The 24,088-nt window shown below is 68.3% G+C and carries 22 protein-coding genes and 2 pseudogenes; 10 read left to right on the top strand and 14 right to left on the bottom strand.

The window, feature by feature from the left end; translation table 11 throughout:
- Positions 1-6: 6 nt before the first annotated feature.
- Entirely contained in the window at positions 7-267 is a 261-nt protein-coding gene (locus BLQ49_RS06860) for a hypothetical protein (RefSeq protein WP_091714428.1), read from the top strand.
- A gap of 231 nt (positions 268-498) precedes the next feature.
- Here the strand turns inward: BLQ49_RS06860 and BLQ49_RS06865 are convergent, their stop codons facing one another.
- From BLQ49_RS06865 to BLQ49_RS06890, 7 genes are all read right to left on the bottom strand, one after another.
- A complete protein-coding gene (locus tag BLQ49_RS06865; RefSeq protein ID WP_244507476.1) occupies positions 499-1,275 on the bottom strand; it encodes a Crp/Fnr family transcriptional regulator in 777 nt (258 codons plus the stop codon).
- A 23-nt stretch (positions 1,276-1,298) separates the two neighbouring features.
- Positions 1,299-1,523, bottom strand: coding sequence for a DUF6894 family protein (locus tag BLQ49_RS28860; protein ID WP_143012216.1), 225 nt, complete (start codon positions 1,521-1,523; stop codon positions 1,299-1,301).
- A 21-nt stretch (positions 1,524-1,544) separates the two neighbouring features.
- Positions 1,545-2,339 carry a cobalamin B12-binding domain-containing protein gene (locus BLQ49_RS06870; protein ID WP_143012217.1) on the bottom strand — a complete coding sequence of 265 codons (795 nt, stop codon included), beginning with the start codon at positions 2,337-2,339 and terminating at the stop codon, positions 1,545-1,547.
- 215 nt (positions 2,340-2,554) lie between these two features.
- Positions 2,555-2,746: a hypothetical protein gene (locus BLQ49_RS06875; RefSeq protein ID WP_143012218.1), complete on the bottom strand. Its 192-nt coding sequence runs from the start codon at positions 2,744-2,746 to the stop codon at positions 2,555-2,557.
- A gap of 89 nt (positions 2,747-2,835) precedes the next feature.
- A complete protein-coding gene (locus tag BLQ49_RS06880) occupies positions 2,836-5,322 on the bottom strand; it encodes a two-component system VirA-like sensor kinase (RefSeq protein ID WP_091714436.1) in 2,487 nt (828 codons plus the stop codon).
- A gap of 7 nt (positions 5,323-5,329) precedes the next feature.
- The gene (locus BLQ49_RS06885) at positions 5,330-6,295 is read right to left on the bottom strand and encodes a cytochrome-c peroxidase (RefSeq protein WP_244507477.1); all 966 of its coding nucleotides are present in this window, start codon (positions 6,293-6,295) and stop codon (positions 5,330-5,332) included.
- Positions 6,296-6,342: 47 nt separating this feature from the next.
- Positions 6,343-7,104, bottom strand: coding sequence for a response regulator (locus tag BLQ49_RS06890; RefSeq protein ID WP_091714437.1), 762 nt, complete (start codon positions 7,102-7,104; stop codon positions 6,343-6,345).
- Positions 7,105-7,464: 360 nt separating this feature from the next.
- Between BLQ49_RS06890 and BLQ49_RS28865 the strand changes: the two genes are divergently transcribed.
- From BLQ49_RS28865 to BLQ49_RS06905, 4 genes are all read left to right on the top strand, one after another.
- Positions 7,465-7,860 carry a hypothetical protein gene (locus BLQ49_RS28865; RefSeq protein ID WP_143012219.1) on the top strand — a complete coding sequence of 132 codons (396 nt, stop codon included), beginning with the start codon at positions 7,465-7,467 and terminating at the stop codon, positions 7,858-7,860.
- Positions 7,861-7,997: 137 nt separating this feature from the next.
- Positions 7,998-9,269 carry a glycosyltransferase gene (locus tag BLQ49_RS06895; RefSeq protein WP_091714439.1) on the top strand — a complete coding sequence of 424 codons (1,272 nt, stop codon included), beginning with the start codon at positions 7,998-8,000 and terminating at the stop codon, positions 9,267-9,269.
- Positions 9,266-10,636 (top strand): MFS transporter, encoded by a 1,371-nt coding sequence (locus BLQ49_RS06900; protein ID WP_244507478.1) that lies wholly within the window; start codon positions 9,266-9,268, stop codon positions 10,634-10,636. Before BLQ49_RS06895 ends, BLQ49_RS06900 begins: the two co-directional genes overlap by 4 nt.
- Positions 10,525-11,382 (top strand): alpha/beta fold hydrolase, encoded by an 858-nt coding sequence (locus BLQ49_RS06905; protein ID WP_091714442.1) that lies wholly within the window; start codon positions 10,525-10,527, stop codon positions 11,380-11,382. The genes BLQ49_RS06900 and BLQ49_RS06905 overlap by 112 nt, the downstream gene beginning before the upstream one ends.
- A 72-nt stretch (positions 11,383-11,454) precedes the next feature.
- Here the strand turns inward: BLQ49_RS06905 and BLQ49_RS06910 are convergent, their stop codons facing one another.
- Positions 11,455-11,691 carry a hypothetical protein gene (locus BLQ49_RS06910; RefSeq protein ID WP_091714444.1) on the bottom strand — a complete coding sequence of 79 codons (237 nt, stop codon included), beginning with the start codon at positions 11,689-11,691 and terminating at the stop codon, positions 11,455-11,457.
- A gap of 225 nt (positions 11,692-11,916) precedes the next feature.
- Between BLQ49_RS06910 and BLQ49_RS06915 the strand changes: the two genes are divergently transcribed.
- Both BLQ49_RS06915 and BLQ49_RS06925 read left to right on the top strand, forming a co-directional pair.
- Positions 11,917-13,155, top strand: a complete 1,239-nt coding sequence (locus tag BLQ49_RS06915; RefSeq protein ID WP_091714445.1) for a cytochrome P450 — start codon at positions 11,917-11,919, stop codon at positions 13,153-13,155.
- 492 nt (positions 13,156-13,647) lie between these two features.
- Entirely contained in the window at positions 13,648-14,571 is a 924-nt protein-coding gene (locus tag BLQ49_RS06925; RefSeq protein ID WP_091714449.1) for an adenylate/guanylate cyclase domain-containing protein, read from the top strand.
- A gap of 201 nt (positions 14,572-14,772) precedes the next feature.
- On the opposite strand, the gene BLQ49_RS06930 is transcribed toward BLQ49_RS06925, so the two are convergent.
- From BLQ49_RS06930 to BLQ49_RS06940, 3 genes are all read right to left on the bottom strand, one after another.
- Positions 14,773-16,170, bottom strand: a complete 1,398-nt coding sequence (locus BLQ49_RS06930) for an L-serine ammonia-lyase (RefSeq protein WP_091714450.1) — start codon at positions 16,168-16,170, stop codon at positions 14,773-14,775.
- 395 nt (positions 16,171-16,565) lie between these two features.
- The gene (locus BLQ49_RS06935) at positions 16,566-17,870 is read right to left on the bottom strand and encodes a glycosyltransferase (RefSeq protein ID WP_091714549.1); all 1,305 of its coding nucleotides are present in this window, start codon (positions 17,868-17,870) and stop codon (positions 16,566-16,568) included.
- Positions 17,871-19,085: 1,215 nt separating this feature from the next.
- Entirely contained in the window at positions 19,086-19,295 is a 210-nt protein-coding gene (locus tag BLQ49_RS06940; RefSeq protein WP_091714452.1) for a hypothetical protein, read from the bottom strand.
- A 417-nt stretch (positions 19,296-19,712) separates the two neighbouring features.
- Between BLQ49_RS06940 and BLQ49_RS30735 the strand changes: the two are divergent.
- Positions 19,713-20,483, top strand: a pseudogene (locus tag BLQ49_RS30735) (carotenoid oxygenase family protein); the annotation flags it as partial.
- On the top strand, positions 20,369-21,034 hold the full coding sequence (locus tag BLQ49_RS30740) for a carotenoid oxygenase family protein (protein WP_342028159.1): 666 nt from the start codon (positions 20,369-20,371) through the stop codon (positions 21,032-21,034). The pseudogene BLQ49_RS30735 and the gene BLQ49_RS30740, both read left to right, overlap by 115 nt.
- A gap of 91 nt (positions 21,035-21,125) precedes the next feature.
- On the opposite strand, the gene BLQ49_RS06950 is transcribed toward BLQ49_RS30740, so the two are convergent.
- Positions 21,126-21,935 carry a molybdenum cofactor biosynthesis F family protein gene (locus BLQ49_RS06950; RefSeq protein ID WP_167627651.1) on the bottom strand — a complete coding sequence of 270 codons (810 nt, stop codon included), beginning with the start codon at positions 21,933-21,935 and terminating at the stop codon, positions 21,126-21,128.
- Positions 21,936-22,216: 281 nt separating this feature from the next.
- Here BLQ49_RS06950 and BLQ49_RS06955 point away from each other — a divergent pair, with 281 nt between their 5' ends.
- Entirely contained in the window at positions 22,217-23,230 is a 1,014-nt protein-coding gene (locus BLQ49_RS06955; RefSeq protein ID WP_091714455.1) for an AraC family transcriptional regulator, read from the top strand.
- 20 nt (positions 23,231-23,250) lie between these two features.
- Here BLQ49_RS06955 and BLQ49_RS30865 read toward each other — a convergent pair whose 3' ends face one another.
- Together BLQ49_RS30865 and BLQ49_RS30870 are read right to left on the bottom strand one after the other, a co-directional pair.
- A complete protein-coding gene (locus BLQ49_RS30865; RefSeq protein WP_244507487.1) occupies positions 23,251-23,601 on the bottom strand; it encodes an aldehyde dehydrogenase family protein in 351 nt (116 codons plus the stop codon).
- Positions 23,584-23,808: pseudogene (locus BLQ49_RS30870) on the bottom strand (homogentisate 1,2-dioxygenase); the annotation flags it as partial. The pseudogene BLQ49_RS30870 and the gene BLQ49_RS30865, both read right to left, overlap by 18 nt.
- Between the last annotated feature and the right edge of the window lie 280 nt (positions 23,809-24,088).

The raw sequence follows: 24,088 nt of genomic DNA on the forward strand, positions 1-24,088 counted from the left end.
GGGCGGATGACTGAGCTCGCGGCCGTCTTTGGCGCCGGGCGCGACCTGAGCGTTAAGCATCAATCCGCCCGCGCCGCCCTGATCTTCGCCAACGGGCTGGGGCGGGTGCGGATGTCGGGGCGAAGGACCTTCGGCAATTCATCGGCCCTCGACATCGTGGTCTCGGGCATCCTCTGCTCATCCCCGAGCCGGGTGCTGACCGGGGGCGTTCACCGGCGCATTGCCGGCCTGCACCGTCCTGCTGCCGTTGCGCTGGCTTGCCGCTGAGGCCGCAGCGCGATCGCCGCGCTTGGCGCGCCACTTCGAAGGCCGTCCCGCCGTCATCGTACGGGATGGGGCGGTCCGCGAGGGCCGCGCCTCCATCACGGTGTCACCGCGTCGGATCTGGTGAAGCCTTGCGGCAACCCAACCCGAAAAATGTCGGGATGGCAGAAACACCGATTCTCGAACCGAGCGGCAAGCTCGGCGTGCAGCGACAGGGGCTACGTCCTGCTGCCCTCAACTTACCAAGACCTTGCGCGTGGAGATCAGGTCGGATTTCAGGTCAGCGCCCATGTGAAGATAGGTAGGATCGAATTCCGCCGTCTTGATGAGCGCTGCCCGATCCAGAATCGTCAGGTATCCACCGTTCAAATCGATCACCTGGCGCGACCGCAGCGCGCGCAGGGAGCGGTTGAGATGGACCGGCGTGATGCCGAGAACATCCGCGATCTCACCCTGCGTGATGGGGATGGAGCAGCGTAAGTCGCCGGCGAGGCCGGCCAGCTCCTGCCGGAGATACATCTCGCAGAAGAAGTGCGCGGTGCGGCCGATCGACGATCTGCGCCCGAGACACATCACACGCTCGCGGTACATCGACGTGTCGATGAGCGTGTCCCGCCATAGGGCCGCCATCACGCGGGGGCGCCGCTCGACCAGCCCGTAGAGGGCGCGGTGCGGAATGAAGGCCAGCGTGCTCGCCGTGATGCTCGCGAGCGTATGATCGAGCATGGGCAGGAACAGGTGCTGCAGGTCTGGAACATCTCCGGGGATGTAGAACAGCAGAATCTGCCGATCGCCATCGCCGATAATACCGTACCGGTGGACCCACCCATCGAGGACAAGGCAGCAATAGGCCGGTTTCTCCCCATAACTGAAGATATCTTCCCGGGCACCGAAGCGTCGTATCGTGTAGGGCAACGCGAGGAGCGCTGCCCGATCCTCTTCGCCGAGATCCGAAACGCGCTCCAGTTTGCCAAGAAACATTTCCATGACAGACGTGTCATCGGATTTCACGCGGTCCCCCTGCCGTCGATTGATCACATGCTCGCGATGTGAAGTGATGTCTTCAGAACTGTCTGACCGTCTTCATTTCGGGCTATAATGATGATGTCGTAGGGATCCCGGATCACAGCCTCTTCCACGGCGATGCTCGCCGCCGTGCGAACTGCACAGGCATGAACCTCTTCGATATCACGACACAATACGCCAACATGATCAGTCTCGGCCTGACCATTCTGAACGTCAAAATAGAACCTTTGCATATCGCTCGCCCATTCGAGGTTCTACGAGATCGAGATCCCGGCGCAAATTAACTTTTCCTCATGGACGATCTCCTCGGCGACCGTCGGGGCACTCCAGGCATCCGGAGCGTACGCGTCCGCCCCCACGGACCCTATGTCCGCATCACCCCGATCAAAGCACGGTCCGCCAACCAGCACGCGCAAGGATTGGTTGCGCGACACGCGGCGCAGACGGGTGATCTCGTCGCGCAGATGAGGAACAAGGCCGTCGCTGCTCAGAGACAGACCGACGACATCATAATGAGCCTGCGCGAGGAGGTCGCCCGGCCATTCGCCCTTCGAACCGGACCTCGTGACCGCCCAGCCTGCCTCGCGGAAGGCCAGATCCAGAAGTTGCAAGCCGAAGAGATGCGTTTCATGAGGGCATGGCGTGAGCAGAATACTAGGCCCGGTTTGGCGAAACGTGTGCTCCAGTTTCGAGGACACCTGACGCGTGATCATCTGCAAATGTGCAACGCGAGCGGTCACATCGCAAAACGTGATGTGATCCTCCTCCCAAGAAATCCCCGCTATGCAAGCTTGGTGCGCGAGCTCTTCCATGATGCTCGGCAGACTTTCGCATACACGCAATACCTGTTCGGCATCAGTATCTGGATCGGCCGCAGCATCAAATTTTTCCAGGATCAACCTCAACGACCCTGTGGCATGAGATGCCCCGCGCATTGACGCGAGATTACCTTTGATGACAGACAACAACGTTTTATGACGAGATTGTAAAGTAGAGATGCGGGTTTGATGCCGCTCAGTACGAACGCAGTTCGTTTCGGTGACGTCCATTGAAGCGGCCGTTCTGACGATCGTTGCTTCGCGCTGCTATCGGCCTCGATCCGATCCGTTGCGATAGGGCATGCGCTTGTTGCCCGCGTGGAAACCAACAAACATCAAGATTGGCCGGGATTTAATCGCGAGCGACTGAAACGCCGTCCGCGCGCGGAGGCAAAACGGAACCCGGGCGAGCGAAGCGGGCCCGATCCCGCTTCTTTCGCGCCCGATCAGCTGACGAAACGGTCGATGCGCTTCGTCGTCAGTTGCCCCGCGATGCGCGCGGCTTGCCCGGCAAAGTCTGGCTTGTAGCCGTTCCTCCTGTACCAGACAGGCGGCATGAAGGCGGCTGGCCTGCGTGTATCGTTCGCCGCGGCGATGGCCTCCCCCGGATCGTCTACATCGTGGTCGATGGCGGCCATGCGGCGCTCGTCCCAGTGATACCGATCGGCCGAGGTTTCGCGCAGGGTCCGAAGCGACCGCTGCATGTCGCGGGCTTCGCGATGACGGGCTACTTCGCCGCCATCCGTTCCCCGACGACCCTGCGCCGGGGCGGCGCGCTCCGGGTTTCCGACCCGAGGTGGCGTCGCAGCGTGAGCGCGAGCGCGTTCGAACGCCAGGGCCGGTGCACGACGTCGACGATCGGAATCGCCGAGAGAACGTCCGGTCGCACCGTGTCCGTCGTCGAGAGCGAGAGCACGATGGGACGATCCACGATCCGCGCGGCGCGGCGGGCGAAGGCGAGGCCGAGGCTATCCGACGGCCGGTTTTCGACGATCAGCAGGTCAAAGCGCTCCGACTCGGCCCGCAGGGCAGTCAGCGCCACGTCCGGGTCTGTGTAGCCGATCGGCTCGTAACCCAGGGCCGCGAGGATCTCCTCATCGTCGTGCAGTGCGGAGCGGGCGGCTCCGACGATCATCACGGTGCCGCTGGCGGAAATGATGCCGGGCTCAGCCTCCGGGCGTGCGGGCAGCCACACCTCGAACGTGCTGCCGACGCCCGCCGCACTCAGGACATCGAAGGCGCCGGCCTGTTCCTGTACAAATTCGAAGGCCGTAGCAAGCCCGAGGCCGGTTCCCGCCGGGCGGGTGGTGAAGAACGGCTCGAAGATCCGGGCGCGCGTGGCCTCGTCCATCCCGCGGCCCGTATCGGACACGCGGATGCGGGCATAGACGCCGGAGGGCAGCTCGCCGTGCGAGAGGGTCTGTCGCGCCGAGACCCAGACGCGTTCGAGCTGCACGTCGACCGCCGCGCCCGGCTCGGAGGCCTGGATGGCATTGCGGATCAGGTTGTGGATCACCTGCTGCAGTTGCGCCGGCTCGCCGTCGACGACCGCGCCGTCGGCGGTCCCGGTCAGGCGGATTGCGGTCGGGTCGGCGGTCGATGTGCGGATCAGGTCCACCGTCTCGGCCACGATCGCGTCGACGGCGCTCGTGGCCTGCGTTGCGCAGCCCCGCCGCCCGTAATCGAGGATCTGCCCCGCAATCTCGTGAGCCCGGCCGCCCGCCTGGACCAGCAGCCCGATATGCTCGCCCGCCCGGTTCGGATCGGCCGGCAGGGCATCGGCGGCGATCTCGGCATGCCCGAGCATCACGTTGAGCACGTTGTTGATGTTGTGGGCCACGCCGCTGGCGAAGATGCCGATCGCTTCGAGCCGCTGCGCGCGCCGGAGGGTCGCCTCGATCTCGCGGCGCTCCTCCCAGACGTGCTGGCGCTCCAGCGCCGCGCCGAAGCTTTCCGCCACGACGTGCAGGAGCCCGCGCGAGTGTCGCATCCACGGCGGCAGGACGCTGACGGTGCGTTCGAAGCATAGCACGCCGACAATCCGCCCCCCGCGCCGCAGCCGCGCACAGGTGAACGTCGCGACTCCCCGCTCCGCCAGGGGGCGAACCAGGGCCGAGGGCCCGATGGCGTCCGCCGTCTCGACGAAGATGTAGTCTTCCGCCGCGGCGACGATGTCGGGCACCAGGACGCGTTGCGCGAGCGGCCACCCGCGGGGCTCCAGCAGCCCCGGCCGGTTCCACAGATGCACCGCATCGGAACCATCAAGCATCAGGATATAGCAATGGTCGGTGCAGGCACCCGTACCCACCATCGCCATGACGTCGACGATGCGCGCTGCGATCTCGTCGGGCTGGCTTGCTGAGAAGTGGTTGGCAGCCTGGGCCACGACGGATTGGAAGGCGATCGTCCGGCGCAGGACGAGGGTCCCCGCCCGCATCAGCAGGCCCACGCGCACCACCAGGGCCACCAAGCACAAGGCAGCCGCATAGAGGGCCAGACGGAAGCCGTCCGCGCGGGCCTGCCGCTGATCCCGTAGGGCACGGCGAGCCTCCAACAGGGCTTGGCGCGCCGCATCGCTCGACGCGCTCGGGAGGGAGCGCGTGACGGTATCGACCTGCGGCAGCAGCTCCAGAAGCTGGTGCCCGTGCAGGACGATGGCCGCGATATCCGCCCTGCGGTTCGAAGGTGCGCCCGCCAGGGCGTCGAGCCGGGCGCGGATGTCGTCCAGGTGCTTCGGACTCGCGTCCCGGGCGAGTTCGGAGACCCGGATCTGTAGCGCGGCGATCGCGCGGGCGAGGTTGGGATCGATATCGGGTTCGGACAGGCGGTCGCTCAGGGAGTCGAAATACGCGATCGAGTTCTGGACGAGGGCATTGCCGGTCTTGAAGCGTTCGACCATCTGCGCCTCCCGGGTTATCACCACGGCCAGGTTGCGCATCTCGTCGGCGTCCGGTCCGCTTGCCGCCTGCAACCCGGCCAGCGCCGCCTGCATCTCCCGGAGGTGGGCGACGATCGGATCGTAGTTGCGCAGGAGCCCGGTCCGCGCCCGGAGCACGTCGTGCTGCATCCGCGACTCGGCGAGGGCGATGGCATCGACGGTGCGCTGGGTCTGCGCGTAGGCGGCATCCATCTCGCCCTTGCCGTTGATCATCAGCCACGTGAGCAGCGCGGCCAGTAACGCGCCGAGGATGGCGGCCTGTGCGGTCAACCTCATGGCTGCCTCATGGCTGCGGCGCGGCGGCGGCCGGCGTCAGGGGCCGCCCCTCGTAGGTGCCGGTCAGCGTGCCGAGGAACGCCACGATCGCGGCGGTCTGCGGGTCCGTCAGCTCCCGGCCGAGCTGCGCCCGGGCCATGAGGCGCACCGCCTCGGGGAGCGTCGCGACGCTGCCGTCATCGAAGTAGGGGGCCGTGACCGAGACGTTGCGCAGGCTCGGCACCCGGAGCACCGCGGCGGTCTTATTCGGGAGGGTGACGAAGATCCCGACCTTCTCGAACAGGTTCCCACCGACGTTGACGCCCTGGTGGCAGGCCGCGCAGCCGATGCCCTGGAACAGGGCGTAGCCGGCCCGCTCGGCCTCGGTGAGCGCCCGGACGTCGCCGCGCAGCCAACGATCGAAGCGGCTGTCGGGGGTAAGAAGGCTGCGCTCGAAGCTGTTGATCGCGTCGATGACCGCCGCTTGGTCGGCCTCCCGACCGTAGGCCGCCTGGAACGGGCCGGCGAGCGCCGGATCGCCTCGGACGACGGCGAGGATGCTGGGCCAGGATCCGCCCAGGAACTCCGCTTTCGTCAGGGCGATCTCGGCCTGGGCCGGCAGGCTCGGGATGTCGCCCGCCCAGCCCAGGCGGAAGCTCAGCGCCGCGTTGAAGGCGGTGGGGGTGTTGCGCGGCGCCGGCGTGCCGTCGGCAGTGAGATTCCGGGCGACCGCGCTGGCGCCATTCGTGCGGATGTCGTGGCAGGTGATGCAGGCCCGGTCGCCCCCACGCGACAGCCTTGGGTCGGAAAACAGCATCCGGCCAAGGGCGACCCGATCCGGATCGGCCCCCAGGCTGCTCGGGACCGGCGTGATGACGTCCTGGGCATCCACGGCCTCGGCCGGCAGGGGGCCGTGGCTGGGCGGGCCTTCGCCGGCAGCCGGCGGCAGGATGGCGAGCGCACCGCCGATCAGGGCGATCGCGGGGGCTGCCAAATGGGACCGAGCCAAACGGACCCGGACTAGGCGCAGCGGCGCCACGCTCACAGCTTCTCGACGGGTACGGCGAAGACGTAGCCGATGCCGCGCTCGGTCACGATCAGGCGCGGCGCGCTCGGATCCGCCTCCAGTTTCCGGCGCAGCCGCAGGATCTGCACGTCGATGCTACGGTCGAACACGTCCTCGTGGACGCGCGTGGCCTGCAGGAGCTGTTCGCGGCTCAGCGGGCGCTGGGGGGCATCGAGGAAGGCCACCAGCAGCGCGTACTCGCCCTTGCTGAGGGCGACGTCCGCCCCGGCGGGATCGGTCAGGCGCCGGCGGCGGCGGTCGAGCACCCAGCCGACGAAGCCGCTGCGATGGGACTCCTGAACCCGCGCCGGAGCCGGTGCGACTTCGGCCCGTCGCAGGATGACGCGCACCCGCGCCAGCAGCTCGCGCAGGCCGTAGGGTTTGACGATGTAATCGTCGGCCCCGAGTTCCAGGCCGATCACCCGGTCGATCTCATCCCGGCGATGGCCGGTGGTAATGATCACCGGCAGGTCGCTCTTGGCGCGCAGATCGCGCAGCAGGTCGAGGCCGTTCTCCGACCCCAGGCGCAGGTCGAGCACCACGAGGTCGAACGCGTCCTCCGCGAGCCGTCGCTCCGCCTCCCTCCGGTCGGTCGCCGGTGTGACGTCGACATCGTGGTCGGCGAAATGCTCGGAGACGATACGCTGCATGCCGGCATCGTCCTCGATGAGCAGGATGCGCGTCGTTCCGGCCCGCGCGCTTCGACCCTGACCCCGGCCCAGACTGGGTTCGATCATTGCCAACTCCATCCCGCGGCAGCCTGCCGCCCTGGCGCGGTCTCGACGGGCCGGCCGGAAATCGGGACAGCCGCCCGGATCGGGAGCCCGTCGCGTCCGCCGCCGACCCTGTCCGGCGGCCTATCAGAGCGCGTCCAGATATCGGGTCCTGCACGGCTGAGTTGATAGCATGAGCCCTAAAAGATTGCGCCCTTCATAATGTGCGTGGCAGCACAACCTGAGCATTCGCGCCGGACATAGCTGTATCTCTCGCGCGAATATCGGCCGTGTTACAAGTGTAACAAGATCGCTTATGGACCGACATGGCGATGTAACTGGCAAATACCACGATCAACTCCTCCCATCGGAGGGCTGATCGTGATGGACGCCAAGATTTCGGAGATCCGCACATCCAGGCGGATACAGTCCCGCATATCCGGGTCTGATCTCAGGGATTCTGTCGCTGACCTTGCCGGGTTGCGGCTCCGCGCGCGCTCCGCCGCGGCGGATGCCGGTTCGGCGCAGGAGCCTGCGTCGCGATACGGGCCGAACGTGGGGGGCGGTGGCAAGCCGATCGGGCACCGATCGCGCCAGTCTCTGGCGCTGGATGGCTTGGCCTCATCGCCGGGCGCAGTCCGTCGATCGGCGCCCGTCAGCTTACTGCGATGGCTGCTCGATGTCCTGGTGATCAGTTTCGCCCATGGCGGCTGCATTCACAATATTCATCCGGATTATGTCGATTTATTGCGCGATCTCAACGAAAAAAATTCGCGCTAGCACACTCTTCAGAGCGACCGCACGGTCTTTTAAGGCAGATCGACGCAGTAAACATCAAGAATATCCGTCCATCCGCGGCTGAACTTCGGGGCTGACGTCCCGGCCCGGCTCGCACGCACCGATCAGGACACACGAACATGTCGCTCGACATCTTATGTATCTCGTGGGGAACCACGGGCAATCTCAGTCCCGTGCTCACCGCGGCCCGGCAGCTGCGCCGGGCGGGGCACCGTCCGCGCATCATGGCCGATCCCGCCATGAGCGGCGAGGTCGAGGCCGCCCGCTTCCCCTTCGTCGGATGGCGCCGGGCTCCGACCGGGATCGCGGCCGATCCGGTCGACTTCTCGGATCTCGCCGACTGGCTGCGCCAAGCCATGTTCGCCCCGGCGGGCGCCTACGCCGCGGACACGCTCGACGAGATCCGGCGGCTGCCGACCGACGCGGTCCTCAGCATCGACCTGCTGGTCGGCTGCGCCCTCGCCGCCGAGGCGGCCGGTCTTCCGCATGCGATCCTGTCGCCGCATATCAGCATCCGTCCGCTGCCCGGCATGCCCCCCGCCGCGAGTGGCCTGACGCCGCCGCGGACCGAGGCGGAGCGGGTCGCAGTGCAGGCGGCGACCGACGCGATCGTCTCGGCGATGGAGAGCGGCCGGCCGGCGCTCAACGCCGCCCGGCGCGCTTTCGGGCTGCCGCCGGTCGCCAGCGCCTTCGCGCATTTCGAGCGGGCCGAGCGGGTCCTGCTGGCGATCAGCCAAGCCTTCGATTTCGATACGGCGATGCTCCCGGCCAATTACCGCTACATCGGCCCGTTGCTCGACGAGCCGGTCTGGTCGCAGGGCGCCCGGACAACATGGTCCGGAACAGGCCAGCCGCGCATCCTCGTCGCCGGCAGCACCGGCGCCCAGAACCAGACCGACCTCCTCCGGCGGATCGTGCGCGCCGTCGGTATGGTCGAGGCCGAGACCATCGTGACCACCGGCCCGAACGTCGAGGCCGACGCCCTGGACGCCCCCGACACCCTCCGCGTGGTGGCGACCGCCTCCCACGAGGCCCTCATGACCGAGGCCGACTTGGTGATTTGCCAGGGTGGTCACGGTACAGTCAGCCGCGCGCTGCTGCACGGCGTGCCGCTGCTGGTGATCCCGCTCGCCCGCGACCAGGCCGACAACGCCGCCCGGATCGCGCTGCGCGGCGCCGGCCTGCGCCTGCCCGCGACGGCTGGCGCGGACGCGATCGCGGCGTCGGTCCACCGTCTCCTGGCGGAACCGGGCTTCCGCACGGCTGCCGGGACCCTCGGCGCCGCCGTGCGGGCCGACCTCGACGCGGGCGGCCTCGTCCGCGAGGTCGCCGCGATGGTCGCCGCGCATCGGGTTGCCGCGTCCCGCGACGGAGGCCGGCTTTGGGCGTGACGCGCGTAGCCGCCGTGCCGGCGCGGCCCCGCATCCGCCCCGACTCGCGCGCCTTCTCGGTGCTGCTCGGGCTGCTCGCGGCACTCCCGACCTTCGGGATCGACATGATCCTGCCGAGCCTGTCGGCGACGGCGGCCGCGCTGCACGTTCCGGTCGCCGTGATGGGCACGGCCATGGCGGTCTACCTGCTCGGCCTCGGGGCCGCGCTGCTGGTCTACGGGCCGGTCTCGGACCGTCTCGGACGCCGGCCGGCCATCGTCTTCGGCTGCCTCCTCCTGATCGGCGGCAGCATCGGCTGCGCCGCGGCGCGGACGCTGCCGCAGTTCCTGCTGTTCCGGGCCGTCCAGGGGATCGGGGCGGCCGGTCCCGGCATGGCGGCCCTGGCGATGGTGCGCGACGTGTTCGCCGGGGAGGCGGCACGCGCCCGGATGTCGTTCGTCGTCCTGACCATCAACATCGTGCCGATGGTGGCGCCGACGCTGGGGGCCGGCCTGATGGATCTCGGCGGCTGGCGCCTGATCCACGCCGCGCCGCTCGTGGCGGCCCTGACGGTCCTGGCGCTGATCCCGCATATCGCGGAAACCCTGCCCCCCGCGTCCGGCCCTGCACCAGTCGGGATCCTGCGCCCGTACCGCGAAATCCTGGCGCGCCGCGCCTTCCTCGGCCACGCCCTCTGCAACGCCGCGGCGGCGGGCGCGGTCTTCGCATACATCACGGGCTCCGCGCTGGTGTTCATCGGCACCCTCGGCTTCAGCCCGTCGGCCTACGGGCTCGTCTTCGGGGCGAGTTCCCTGTCTGTGATGGCCGGCGCCGCCCTGAACGGCCGCCTCGCCGCCCGGGGCATCGGCCCCGGCCGGGTGATCGGCGCCGGGCTCGCCGGAGCGACCCTCCTGGCGGCGCTGCTCCTCGCCGATACGCTGGCCTGTCCGCCCGCGGCGGCACCGGTGATCGCCGCCATGGCCGGCATGGGCCTGGCCTTCGGCCTCGTCTCGCCGAACGCCCTCCACGGCACCACGGAGGCGGCGCCTGAGGCCGCCGGCACCGCCGGTGCCGTCGCGATCGGCCTGCAGATGGCCGGGGCGGCCGTCGCCAGCGATAGCGTCGCCCAATTCTTCGACGGGCGCTCCGCTCAGTCGATGGCCGCCGTGATGCTCGGCGGCTGCCTCGCGGCGGTCGCGGCCTTCGCCGGCCTCGCCCGCCCGGCCGTCCGACCGTCCTCGTCCCGCTCCCCCTCCCAGCGACATGGAGAAGCCGCATGGCCTTCAACCCACCCCCGTGGCAGCCCGTCCACCTCACCCGCGACGGCACCCGGCTCGCCCATATCGAGGCCGGTCCAATTACGCCGGAGGGGCATCCCCTGCTCCTGATCAACGGCTGGACCGGCGATCACGGCGTCTTCACGCCGCAGATCGCGCATTTCGCCCGGACGCGGCGCGTCGTGGCGGTCAACCTGCGCGGCCATGGCGCCAGCGATGCGCCCGAGGGGGACTACACGATGGAAGGCTTCGCCGACGACATCGCGTGGCAGTGCCGGACCCTGGGCCTGGCGAAGCCGGTCGTCATCGGTCACAGCCTCGGCGGCGCGGTGGCCCTGGAGCTGTGCGGTCGCCATTCCGGGCTCGCCGCCGGTCTCGTCATGATCGACACGATCGTCCTGCCCTCGCCCGACGCGGCGGGCAGCGCGGCGATCGAGGCTCTGCTGGCGGGCGTGGGCGGCCCGGACTACCGGACCGTGGTGCGCGATGCGGCCTGGGCGATCGGGTGCGACTACGACCATCCGGCGCGGCGGCAGGCGCTCTTCGACACCTTCATCCGCGGCCCGGCCGAGCGGACGCCGCAGCACGTGGCCCACGCGGCGTTGCGCAGCATGGTGCGGCAGCACGACCCCGTCCCGGCCGCGCGCGCCTGCCGGATCCCCATTGCGTACATCTCGGCGGACGTGCCCCTGGTGGAGATGGCGCGGGATCTCGACCGGTTGCGCGCGCTCTGCCCGCAGCTCGTCACCGCCAAGACGCTGCTCGCGGGGCATTTCAACACGATCGAGGTGGCCGATCAGGTCAACGCCATGATCGAGCGGTTCCTGGCCGTGGGTCTGAGGGCCCGGGGCCGCTAGGACGCGCACGCGGTCCGAACGGGCCGGATGGGTCCGGGGCGGCCTCCCGTATCGGGGCCGCCCGGCGCCGCGTCACGCGTCGAGCCGCGCCCCCGGCCGGTCGCCGAGGAGGCGTCTGGCCGACGCGATGACCTGAAGGGTCTGGGGGCTCAGCTGCTCCTGGGAGGCCCGCCACGCGTAGTGCCGCAGGCGCGTGATGAGGTCCGTCGCGCCGGGGCTCTCGTGATCCAGGCCAGCGAGCACCGTCTCGGTGATCGTGCGCCTCAGCAACGCCTCGAAGATGTCATCGTCCGCTCGTTCGGCCCACATGAGGATGTCTCCCGTGACACGGGGCGGTTCTCGGAGGGGCAGGTTACGGCATGATTTCAGGACGCCCGAGGCGAGCGACAGGGCGCTTTGGACGTGTCCTTGCACACACATCGGACGCGCGGACGCGCCGAATATTATGCCTGTAACCATAGGCCGGGCTGACGAAATCAGCCTGTAGCCCGGGCGCCCGAGACTCCTCGCGCATCACAGCAGCGAGGCTTGTCCATGGACGGAACCGACGAGACGACGCAACGCGCCGGCATGCCCCGGTGGCCGGACGGGGTCCCGACCTTGACGGTGGCCGAACTGGAGGCCGATCCGCACGGGACATTCCGCACCTGGCGGCGCCAATGGCCCGTCGTCGGCCACGAGGTCGCGGGCTGCGTCGTCCTGCGGGCCGGGGACGTCGACCGGCTGATGCGCGATCCGCGCGTGCAGGCGACGGAGACGCTCTACCCCGAGATGCGCGGGATCCCGGTGGGGCGGCTGTTCGACATCTTCGCGCACGGGATGCTCACCGCCAACGGCGCGGTCCATCGCCGACGCCGCTCGCCCTTCACCCGGACCTTCGCGGCCCGGATGATCGAAGGCCTGCGCCCCCGGATCCGCGCGGCCGCGGAGAGCCTCGTCCGGGACTGGCTGCCAGACCGGGAGGTCGACCTCGTCGCGCGCTACACTGCGCTGATCCCGGCCCAGACCATCGCCGACATCCTCGGCTTGCCGCACGACGACATCCCCCTCTTCACGCGCCTCGCCTACGAGGTTTCCCGCGTGCTGAGCTTCACCTTCGAACCGGAGGACATCCCCGGTCTCGAAGCGGCGGCCAGCGCGCTGCAGGATTACGTCGTCACGGGCCTCGAATTGCGCCGGGCGGCGCCGCGCGACGATTTCCTGACGCGCTTCCTCGCGGAGGCCGAGGCGGCGGGCGATCTCACCGCCGAGGAGGTGGTTGTTCAACTCGTTCAGATGATCATCGGCGGCACGGACACGACCCGGGTCGCCGGCGCCATGCAGGCGGCGCTGCTGCTGCAGCATCCGGAGCAATGGGCCGCGGTGCGCTGCGAGCCGGGCCTGATCCCGGCCGCCGTGGCAGAATCCCTCCGCTACGAGCCGAGCGTCGGCTCCGCGGGGCGGGTCGCCCGGGAGGCGATCGACCTCGACGGGATCGTCATACCGGCTGGAAGCATGATCATGCTCTCGACGCTGTCGGCGCTGCGGGACGAGGCGGCCTTTCGGGATGCCGACACGTTCGACATCCGCCGCGCCGATCTTCCACGCCTGCAGCCGATCTTCGGCGGCGGCGCCCACCGGTGCATCGGCGAGGCCCTGGCCCGGATCGAGCTGGAGGAGGGGCTCGGCGCCCTGATGCGCCTCGCTCCGGGACTGCGCCTGACGGGGGCGATGCCGGTCCTCCACGGCCACGCCTGCATCCGGCGCATCGGTCCGCTGCAGGTCGCCGCCTGATCGGGCGCCGGATCTACCCAGGACCCGCCGCTTCACAGCTCATCTGGTAGCACTCGGCCCCCAACGACCGGGCGCCGCTCGAACAGCTGCGCATCGCTTCCGACGGAAAATCAGGTTTTCTGTCGGGAACGGCAAGTGATCGGACCAGAAGACCACATGTCCACTGTCATCGGGTTTCGTCTTTCTGAAATCACCTTGCAATTGCGGAAACTCAAACCTGAAGCTCCACGCACCGGAGCAGACGATCATGATCTACAAACGGACAAAACCTCTTGCAGGCGCGGCGGCGGTAGCCCTTCTCATGACCCTCACGGGCACGACCGTCGTGCGGTCACAACCGGTTCCGCGCTTCGCGCAGCCAGATGTGCCGAGCCTCGCCGGAGGGTCGCGCCAACTCCCATACCGGACGTTCCGGGACGTCCGCTCGCCCACGGTCGAGCGCGAGCACCTCCGGGCGCAACGCATCATCGGCCGTGTCTGCTCGGGCTGCTAATGTCGACGATACGCCCCGAGGTCGCCGCCGCGGTGGCAGCCCCGGCGTTCTGGCTCAACCGCCCGCGCCGTGCGGCGGAACTGGCGCAGGCTGTCCGCCGTCGCGCAACCGGGGCCTGCGGCAACGCGCTCCTCGCCGCGGCGCCGGCGCCGCTGCTGATGGGATTCGCATCCGCGAGCGGGTCGGAGCCCATCACCCTCGGCCTCGCCGGGCTTGCCCTTACGGCGCTCGCGCTGCAGGTGCGGCGCCTGCGGTCCGCCGCGCGGATCGCGGCCCGACATCGGGACAACCTCGCGCGTCTGGCGGCGCCGGAGGTGGCCCGGTTGGTTGCGGAAACCGATGCCGTCACCCTGCGCGCGGGCTGGGAGCAGCAGGCGACGGTGCTGTTCGCTGACATCCGCGACTTCACCGGACTCTGTGAAACCCTGGCGCCGGGCCATGTGGCGGCGTTCCTCGCTGAATTCCGCCGCCGCGCCGCGGGGGCGATCGAGGCCGCGGGCGGCCTCGTCGACAAGTTCGTCGGCGACGAGGTCATGGCCGTCTTCGGCGTGCCGCGCGCGGCACCGGACGATACGGATCGCGCCGTCGCGGCGGCCCGCGCTCTGGCAGCCGCGATGCTGGCTTGGAGTCTCGAGCGGGCGCGGGCGGGTCTGCCGCCGGTCCGGATCGGCATCGGCCTCCATCGCGGCCCGGTCTTCGTCGGCGCCATCGGGGCGGAACGCCTCGAGTTCACCGCGGTGGGCGACACCGTCAACGTGGCCCGGCGGCTGGAGCAGATGACCCGCTCAACATCCTGCGACTGCATCGCTTCGGAAGCCGTGGTGCGGTCTGCGACGTCCGGCGCGGCGCGGATCGTTGCCGTTCAGCCCGTACGCGGGGCGCGTGCCGTCCTGCGCCTGTTCGCCATCCCTCTGCCTCTATAGCGGCCGGCGCACTGACGTCGCCACGCGCGACCGTACCTCCGGCAAGGTGCGCGGGTTGCTGATTGTCATTGCGGGCCGCCCGTGAAGGCAGAGACTGACCGTTCGAGCGCCAGCGTCAAATCGATTGCCCAGAGCCAGCGCTGGGACCGTCGACAGGCGCCCATCGAAGGATACCGCGCGGTCGCCTTCAGGCGCGACCCGTCAGCATTCCGGAAGATTCACGGCGAGACCGCCTGTCGAGGTTTCCTTGTACCGGACGCTCATGTCGCGACCCGTTTGCTTCATGGCCTCGATGCAATTGTCGAGCGGCATGATGTGACTGCCGTCGCCGCGCAACGCCAGCGACGCGGCGGCGACGGCCTTGATCGCTCCGAGGCCGTTCCGCTCGATGCACGGCACCTGCACCAGTCCGCGGATCGGATCACAGGTGAGGCCGAGATGATGCTCCAGGGCGATCTCCGCGGCGTTCTCGACCTGCGCGTTGGTGCCGCCGAGCGCGGCACAAAAGCCGGCCGCCGCCATCGCGGCGGCGGAGCCAACCTCGCCCTGACACCCGACTTCGGCACCGGAGATCGAGGCGTTGGTCTTGATGAGGCCGCCGATCGCTGCGGCCACCAGGAGAAAATCGCGGATGCCGGCTTGGTTCGCGCCGATGCAGTGGTCGCGATAGTAGCGCATGACCGCGGGGACAACTCCGGCGGCCCCGTTCGTGGGTGCGGTCACGACCTGTCCCCCGCCGGCATTCTCCTCGTTGATCGCCATCGCGTAGACCGACAGCCAATCGTTGGCGACGTGCGGCTGGACGCGGTTGCTGCCACGTTCCGACAGGAGGGCCTGATGGATGTGCCGGGCGCGACGGCGGACGTTCAGGCCACCCGGCAGAGTTCCATCCCTCAACAGACCGCGATCGATGCATGTGTCCATGACGGCCCATATGCGATCGAGCCCGGCGTCGAGTTCCGCGTCGCTGCGACTGACCGTTTCGTTCGCCCGCTTCATGGCCGCGATGCTGCGCCGCGCCGCCGCGCCCATCGCGAGCATCTCGGCGGCACTTCCGAAGGGATAGGGGCGCAGCACGGAGGCATCGACGGCCTTGATGTCGCCCCCCGACAGCTCGTCCGCGGTCAGAACGAAGCCGCCGCCGACCGAATAGTAGGTTTCCGAAAGATACAGATCCCCCGTCGCGTCGAACGCGCGGAAGATGAGCCCGTTGGCGTGGCCCGGCAGGGGCGGCCCGTAATCGAAGACCACTCCGGCTTCGGTATCGAAGGCGATCGGAGGTAGCCCAGCGACGTCGATCCGCCCCTTCTCCCGCAGCTCGGTCTCGCGACGCACGGCCGCGTCGGGATCAAGCGTATCCGGCCGGAAACCGAGCAGGCCGAGAATCACCGCCCGGTCGGTGGCGTGTCCGCGGCCGGTAAAGGCCAGGCTTCCGTGCAGGACGGCCTCGATGCGCAGCAGCGCAATCGTATTGCCTGCGCGGAGGATCCGCTGGCGCAGAGCATCCAGGAAGCGCGCAGAGGCAAGCATCGGCCCCATGGTGTGCGAGCTCGACGGTCCGACGCCGATCTTGAAGATATCGAAGATACTCAGGAACATCGGGCTTTCCGTTGAGCCATCGCCGGGCACTGCGCAGGCCGATCGACGCCGGTACGCTCTGGGCGTTGAGACAACGCCCAGAGCGTCCCATTGGCCGATACGGGCGAGGCCTCCCCGATGGAAGTCGGAAGACCCGATCTTCCGCATAGCCGAAAACGTGCCACGGCTCGTCGGCCCGGCGCGTCATGGCGGTCCAGCAGCGCCCCGCCCTGGAGCAGGCGCGTCGTCTCGGCCGAGGCGGCCGACGATGCGAAACCGGAAACGGGGCTACCCGTCGCCAACCGGGGCTGCCGTCGCATCCTCGGGTTGTGGGGCAGGCTGCATACCGCGATGCTGGGTACGCCTCCGTCGGACCGCGGGCAGATCTCGCGCGATGCCCGGAATCCTGGACCGGATCAGGCCGCGCGGGCTTGAGCGACGAGACGGTCGAGCGTTCCAAGGATCGCCGCGGGCGTGTCGATCGCCGCCATATCCGCCGCGATCGAGCACGCGCGCTCGCCGAAGGACGGCTCGCTCAGGACCCGATCCACCGCCGCGCGCAGGGCTTGAACCTCTGGCCTCTGCGATGGGATCTCGATGCCTACGCCCGACCATGCCACACGGGCGCCGACCTCGGCCTTGTCCTCGGTGCGTCCAGCCGCCACGATCGGTATGCCGGCTTGCAGAGCCAGCTGCACAGTCCCGTAGCCACCGTTGGTGACCAGCACATCGACCTTGGGCAGGAGCGCCGCAAAATCGAGGAACTCGGCAAGACGCGCGTTCTTCGGGATCGGTCCGCGCACGTTCCCGATCGGCCGAAGGCCGGTGGTGACGAGCACCAGGAGGTCGTCGCGCGTGCCGAGCGCCGATAGGGTCGGCTCGATCAGTTCGCCCAGATCGGCGTTGGCGACTGTTCCCTGGGTTACCAGCACGACCCGTTTGGACCCGTCGAGGTCGCCCCACCAGTCCGGCAGGGCGGCGTCCCGCTGAGGAGGAGGGGGCAGCGCGCCGACGAAACGGACGTGGTCGGGCAGGCCACCGAAATCGTACTCGAACGCCGGCACGGTCGTCTGGAGAAAGGCGTCGGCCATGAGATGGCGCGAATGCAGCACCGCACACGGCAACGGCGGCAGTCCCATCGCGGCGAGTTTGGCATCCGCGTAAGCGCGGACCGGCGCACCGAACGCCCGTTCGGCTTCGAGCGCGATGGCCGCGTACATCGCGCGGGCGGCCTCGTCGCGTGCCGGGGGCAACCCGATCATGGTCGGAGCGCCGTCCGGCCTGTCGGCCACCATGATCGTGATGCTGCAGGCGACGATGGGTGGCCGGGGCGTCGCCTCGTCTAGGAACAGGGCCGTCGCGCCGAAGAACAGATCGTCGACGACGATGATGTCGGGACGTTCGGACGCCAGGATCCCGCGCAGGGTCTCAGCCTGCGCTGGCATCGGGTCGAGGAAGATACGCTCGAAATTGTAGCGCAGCTGCTCCGGGCCCGGGGGGAGGCTCGCGCGCTCAGGCATCACGTCCTCGATCCGCCTGAAGTCGATGTCAGCGCCGGGGGCGAGGGGCAGGAAGCGGGCACCGGATCTTTCGACGGACGGGCGGAGATGCCCGGCCGTGGCCACCAGCGCTTCGTCGCCGCGGGCCAAGGCCATGCGCGCGATGGCCAGCAGCGGATTCAGATGACCGGCGGCCGGTGTAGCGGCAAAGAGGATCTTCATGCGGGCCCCGTGACGGCAACGGAACAGCGTCTGGTCGGTCACACGCGCTGCACTGTTCCGTGCTCGGCGGTGAAGGACCGTCTCTGCCCCTGACCGGGTGTTTGGCCCCCGCGCATGACCGCAGCGTTTCGCCTGTGGGCGATCGGGTTACAGGCGTAACGTCCGACCACCGGGCCTTCGCCCCTGCGTTGCGTCGGCGATGGTGTTCATCCCAGACATTGTCCGCCTCCGCTTCGCGCGAGACGACGTGTCCTGATTGCATGACGGCGAGGATAGGTGGTCCGCTGTTCTACGGTCTTGCTCCGAACCGACAGGCCATAGTCAACCCGTTCAGGCCAATCGCCGAGCGTCCGCTATCTTCGGACCCATGCCGGGAACCGGAACAGCAGAAATCCACCCCAGCCAGACGTTATCACAGCGCTTTCCGCTGAAGTGGATACTCGTTCGGCCAAAGAGCGCGCGAGAATACAAAGGCTCAGAGCCGGCGGATGCGACCGGTGCTGGCGGTAAGCAGCCCGTCGGTCTCCCAAATCAGCTCGTGGAGAAGCGGACAGTACCCTCGATCCAACCTGTCCGCCCGAGCGGCCGACGACAACGCCTTCGCGCGGACCTGAGCGCCACACGGATCGATGGCACGGACTCCGCCGACGATTGCGCGGTCGTCCGCCTGCTCGGAACGTCTAAACGGCACTATAGGAAGGTGACGACGGTAATCGCACTGGTGCCTCCAGACCCACGCGCGTCGAACGGTCCGGCCAGAAAGCCTCGCTGGCCGCGCGCTGCGCTCGTCCATTCGTCGCGCCGGATCGCCTCATCCGAATAGCGGCCGGAGCGGGCCGGGCACGCAATCGCGGGCGGCGGGGCCGTCATCCGCATCGATGCCTCAGGCAATGGCGGGCGGAACTGGATCCAGCCGACGCTTGAGCCCGACGCGCCGTTCGCGTGAACCTCCAATCTGCACCGTCCGCCAAGCAGCAGGACTTCGCCGTCCGGACCTAAAACACGGCCGGCGAGACCCAGGCGGCGCGGCCCGACGATGTCTGGCTTCACACGGGCGACGTCTGCACCTGACGGCACCGGGTGGGCAGGCGCGTCACCCGCGACCGAACCGGGGCTTGTACCGGCCGCATCGGCCAGCTGTCCGCCGATCGGCCTCGCAGACGGCGTGATCGTCGCGCGCACCTCATCAGAGTGCCAGGACGGGCCCTCCCGTGCCTATCGCAGGGTCGGCGACTCGCCGGGTTTCAGATGGCGGTCTTCGCCATCGGGGCCACCGAGGGAGACGTGATCGTTGAGGCGTCCGAGATGGTTGAAGACGTGCTCGAAGGCCTCCGTGACAGCCTGCTCGAAGGAGCCATCGCCCATCCCCTGTGCGGCCTTGAGAGCACTGAGCAACGCCCGGTGCTTTTCGGTATCCTCGGACATGTCAATCTCCCGGCCGGCGTGGTCGCCGGTTCGGCAAGCCAATCGCGATGAGAGACCCCGGTTCCTGCGCATCATCGATCCCGAGTTCGCCGGGGACACCGTGGAGCCATAGGTTCGATGCGCGATGCCAGGTCGGGCCAGACCGTCCTTTCGTGAGCGCAGCGCCGCACGCCTTCGCGCACACGGTCCGTCGAAGCAGCAGATCGTTGCTCCCGCAACCGCCATCCGCAGCCGGGATCGGGGCGTTTGCGCCACGATGATGGCCCAGCCCGCGACCTGATCGGAGAACCGATGCCGAACCGAATCCAGGCCGCCTTCCGCGCCGCTGCCGAGGCCGGCGTCGGCTTCTGGGCGGCCTGCAACCGGCTGCGCCTGCCCGGAACGGCAAATCCCTTCGTCGTCGGTGTCCACGAACCGATGCGCGCGGAGCTGACGCTGGAAAACCTGCCGGTCACCGGGGCGATCCCGCCGGGCCTCGACGGCCTCTACCTCAAGATGGGGGCCAACCCCGTCCGCGCCGCGACGCGGGGCCATGACTGGTTCCTCGGCGACGGCATGGTGCACGGCCTCGCGATCGAGGCCGGCAAGGCGCTGTGGTACCGCAACCGTTGGATCGGTTCACGCACGGCCGCCGCAGCGCTCAAGCGGCCTGCGGCGCCCGGGCCGCGGCGGGGCGGCAACGACACCGTCAACACCAACGTCGTCGCGATCGGCGGCCGGATCTTCGCCGTCGTGGAGGCCGGCAGCTTCCCCGTCGAACTTGCCTGGGACCTTGAGGCGCAGCGCTACAATCCGTTCGACGGCACCCTGACCGGGTCCTTCACCGGGCACCCGCATCGCGACCCGCGGACCGGCGAGACCCACGCGATCGCCTACGACGGCCGCGTCTGGGACAGCGTCCGCCACGTCGTCGTCGCGCCGACCGGGCAGGTCGTGCGGGACGTGGCGATCCCGGTCGCGCATGGCCCCTGCATCCATGACTGCGCGTTCACGGCGCGTTTCGTGATCGTGCTCGATCTGCCCGTCACCTTCTCGTTCCGGGCCCTGCTAGCCGGGTACCGCTTCCCGTTCCGATGGAACCCCCGCCACGGGGCCCGGGTGGGCCTCCTGCCTCGGCAAGGCGACGGCGCCGACATCCTCTGGTGCGAGGTCGATCCCTGCTTCGTGTTCCACATAGCCAACGCCTACGAGGACGCGGACGGGCGGGTGATCCTCGACGTGATCGCCTACGCGACGGTATTCACCGCTATCGGGGCGGGCTCGACAAGCCGGGCCGCCTCGAACGCTGGACGGTCGATCCCACGACGGGGCGTGTCGCGCGACGGGTGCTCGATCCCGCGGCGCAGGAGTTCCCCCGCATCGATGAGCGGTGCCTCGGGCAACGCCACCGCTACCTCTACACGGTGAGCGTCCCGGCCGACGGCAACACGCAGCTTGCCGGTGCGACACAGCTCTACAAGCACGACATGGAGACGGGTGCGCGCCACGTGCACGACTTCGGTCCCGACCGCATCCCCGGGGAGTTCGGCTTCGTGCCGGCACAGGCCGGGGCCGATGAGGACGAAGGCTGGCTCGTCGGGCTCGTGATCGACACCGCGCGGGACACGACGGACTTCACCGTCCTCGACGCGCGCGCGTTCGAGGCGCCACCCGTCGCCGCGGTCCACCTCGGGCACCGGATCCCGCCGGGCTTTCACGGCAACTGGTTCCCGGCGCACGACCCGTCCGGAATGGTCTGATCCGGCGCCGACCGGAAGTCACGGTGCGTGTCCGGCAAGGGCGACCCGACCGTCGAGGATGCGGGGCGCTTCCGCCGTCAAACCGTCCCTCTCAAAGTGTCGGGAATGTGGTTTCATTCAACTGCGTCGCGAACGAGCCGAAAGTCAGATGAATCATCGTTTGCGGCTTCGGATCCCAGCCGAAGAAGCGCCCGGTCGACCGCATCTTCGCCAGATCGATCAGTACGATCGATTCCAGGGGCAGCACTGTCTCTGTCCAGAACAGGATGTGAAGATCATCCTCGACATCGAAATAGGCGCATCGTTCCACGTCGGCGATGCCCTTCTCGGCGCCGTTTACACAGTGCCAGGCCATGCATTCGCGGTTAAAGTAGACGTGCTCGTACCAGTCGTCCGAACTGTACCGATACAGGATCCGCTTGCCGACGAGCGATGAGGATTGCGCGATCGGGCGGCCCCCGGGCGCGCCGTCGATGAGGCCGTTGACGAATTGCGTGCGGGTCCGGCGTGCCCCGTTCACTTCATGATAGGAGGAGATTGCCGCGAAGAGATCGCCCGTTTCCTCCCGGATGACCAAAGTTACGACCGCTTCGTCATCTTGCTTGAAGAAGTCCACGAACAGAAGTCCCGGACGCGCCTCGACGGCGTGATAGGCCCCGTTCCCGGTCCGGCCGGCATCCTGCCCTTCGCGGACGGTCCAAGTCAGCCGCTCGCCGTCGTGAAAGCGATGCTCGATGATCGAGCCGTTGGAGAAACGGACGGGCAGGGTCCGACCGGCCAGCGCGTCCGACCGGGGATAGCTGTGTTCGCCGAAGCCAGCCGCCATTTCCGTCAGGCTCGGCCAGTCACTCGCGGGAATATAGGTCTGCGAGGTAATGTGTGCCTGGATGTCGTAGGCCATCCGAGTTCTCCCTAGGCGATGCGGAGATCGCCTGCTGGACAGCTCCGATCGATCGGAGCCGGTCGACATCGCGCTGTGCGGAAATCGGCCAGTCGCGATCAGACTTCGTTGCGAGTTCGGCCGCGCGAACCGTAGAGCGCCGGCTTGGTCCCTGTGATCTGCAGCGACGGGTCGATCTTACGAAGGAGAAAGCCGCGGCGCGATTGCGCCAGATGCCAGGAACCGATATTTCACGACAAATCCGGGACGGAGTGATTTGACGGTGGGGGCATCACGAAGCGATGGCGCGCGTCTCGTCTTTCGTCTGCGTGTCCTCGCTCTGTGCATTGGTTCGGGAATTCACCCGAACCGGATTGTCCCCTGATCAACTGCTGGCGCGGCATGGCCTGCAGGTCCACGATCTCGACGACCCCTACCGACGCATTCCGGTTTCCGACTATGTCGGTATCCTGGAGTATGCCGCGCGGTTCGCCGCTGATCCGATGCTCGGTGCGAAGATCGGAATGGGCACTCGCCCATCCGATCTGGGACCCGTCGGCATGCTGTTCGCAGCGTCCGGGACGCTGCGCGCCGGCCTCAACCGTTTGGCGCGCACGCTCGCAGTCTGGCAGGACGCAACACACATCGACCTGCGCGAAGACGAGGCCGGGCGCCTTTCCTGGAGCTACCGCCTCGTGGATGCCGGGATCGGCCCGCATCGCCAGGACGATGAGAGCGCGATCTTCGCCACCGCGGCCATCGCCAAGGCGACGTTCGGGACCGGCGGGCGGCCGGTCGAGGTGCACTTCGCCCATCCGGCCCGAGGCGATGCTGCGTTCTACGCCCGCTATTTCGGTATGCGCCCGCTTTTTGGCCAATCGGCCAACCGGTTGTTCTTCGCGGCGGATGCGGCGGATCGCGTCGTCCGGATCGAGGACGGTAACCTGACCGCGATGCTGGAGCGGCACATTCGCGACCTCGCGAAGGCGCGTACGGAGGCCGACGATCTGATCATGCGGGTGCGGAACGCCGTCTGCGCCGCCCTGCCGACGCACCGCACGACGCTGGAGGATGTCGCCGCCAAGCTCGGCATGACGCCGCGCACGCTGCAGCGCCGGCTCGCGGAGCGAAACACGTCGCTCCGCGAATTGGTCATCGGCGTTCGCCTCGAGGCATCCCGCGCCCTTCTCAGCGAAGGCAATCTGGCGATCGCCGATGTCGCGCGAAATCTGGGCTATTCCGACGGCACCGCATTCTGGCGCGCCTTTAAGGCGCGAACCGGGATGACGCCACTGGCCTACCGCAACCGGCTTTGACGGTCGGACGCCCCGTCGTCTCACCGTGCGTCAGTGACTGATGCAGACGGACTTGGTTTCCGTATAGGCATCGAGCCAAACGATGCCGAAGTCGCGGCCGATCCCGGATTGCTTGACGCCCCGAACGGCATCGCCAGATCAATCACCACGTGGGCGTTGATCCAGACGGTTCCCGCCTTGATCCGGCGGGACAGGTTCATCCCGTGGTCGAGGTCGCGCGTCCAGAGACTGGCGCCGAGACCGAAATCCGTGCCGTTCGCCCGCCGCACGGCCTCCTCAGCCTCTTCGATGGCGTGGATCTTCAGGACGGGGCCGAAGATCTCGTCACGGCTGACCAGGGATTCGTCCTCGGGGTCGACGTAAGCCGCCACAGGGGTCAGGAAGTTGCTTTGGTTGGCGAGGCAGTTAGCGCCGATCGGCCCACGTTCCGGCCGCGTGAAGGCGCCGCCGTAATTCTCGCAGCAACAGCCCCGGGCCGGGCCGTCGAGCAGTTCGACCGCGATCTTCACACCCCGGGGGATCGCCACGATCTCGCCGGACGCCACGTCGATTGTCCCGAACTCTGTGCGGACGCGGAGCCAGCTTTCATTCGAAGCTGATTTCAGGGCACGCCGCGGTCCCTCGATCGCATCCGTCGCGCAGGGGTGTCCACGCCTGTAAGAACAGATCAGGTCGTGCGGCGCGATCCGGTCCGTGCGGGAAACGCTTCCACCTCGTGTGTGAAAGGAAAATCAGTGTCCTTGTAAAGAGCAAGGCGAAGGAAAAATATCGTCAACCTGCGCAATCTGGCAGCAACTGGCGCGTATCATCGAATCGTGGCGCATTCTGCCGTTGATGGCTTCGGCGCTCCGACATGAA

The sequence above is a fragment of the Methylobacterium phyllostachyos genome (genome assembly GCF_900103445.1).
Lineage (GTDB): Bacteria > Pseudomonadota > Alphaproteobacteria > Rhizobiales > Beijerinckiaceae > Methylobacterium > Methylobacterium phyllostachyos.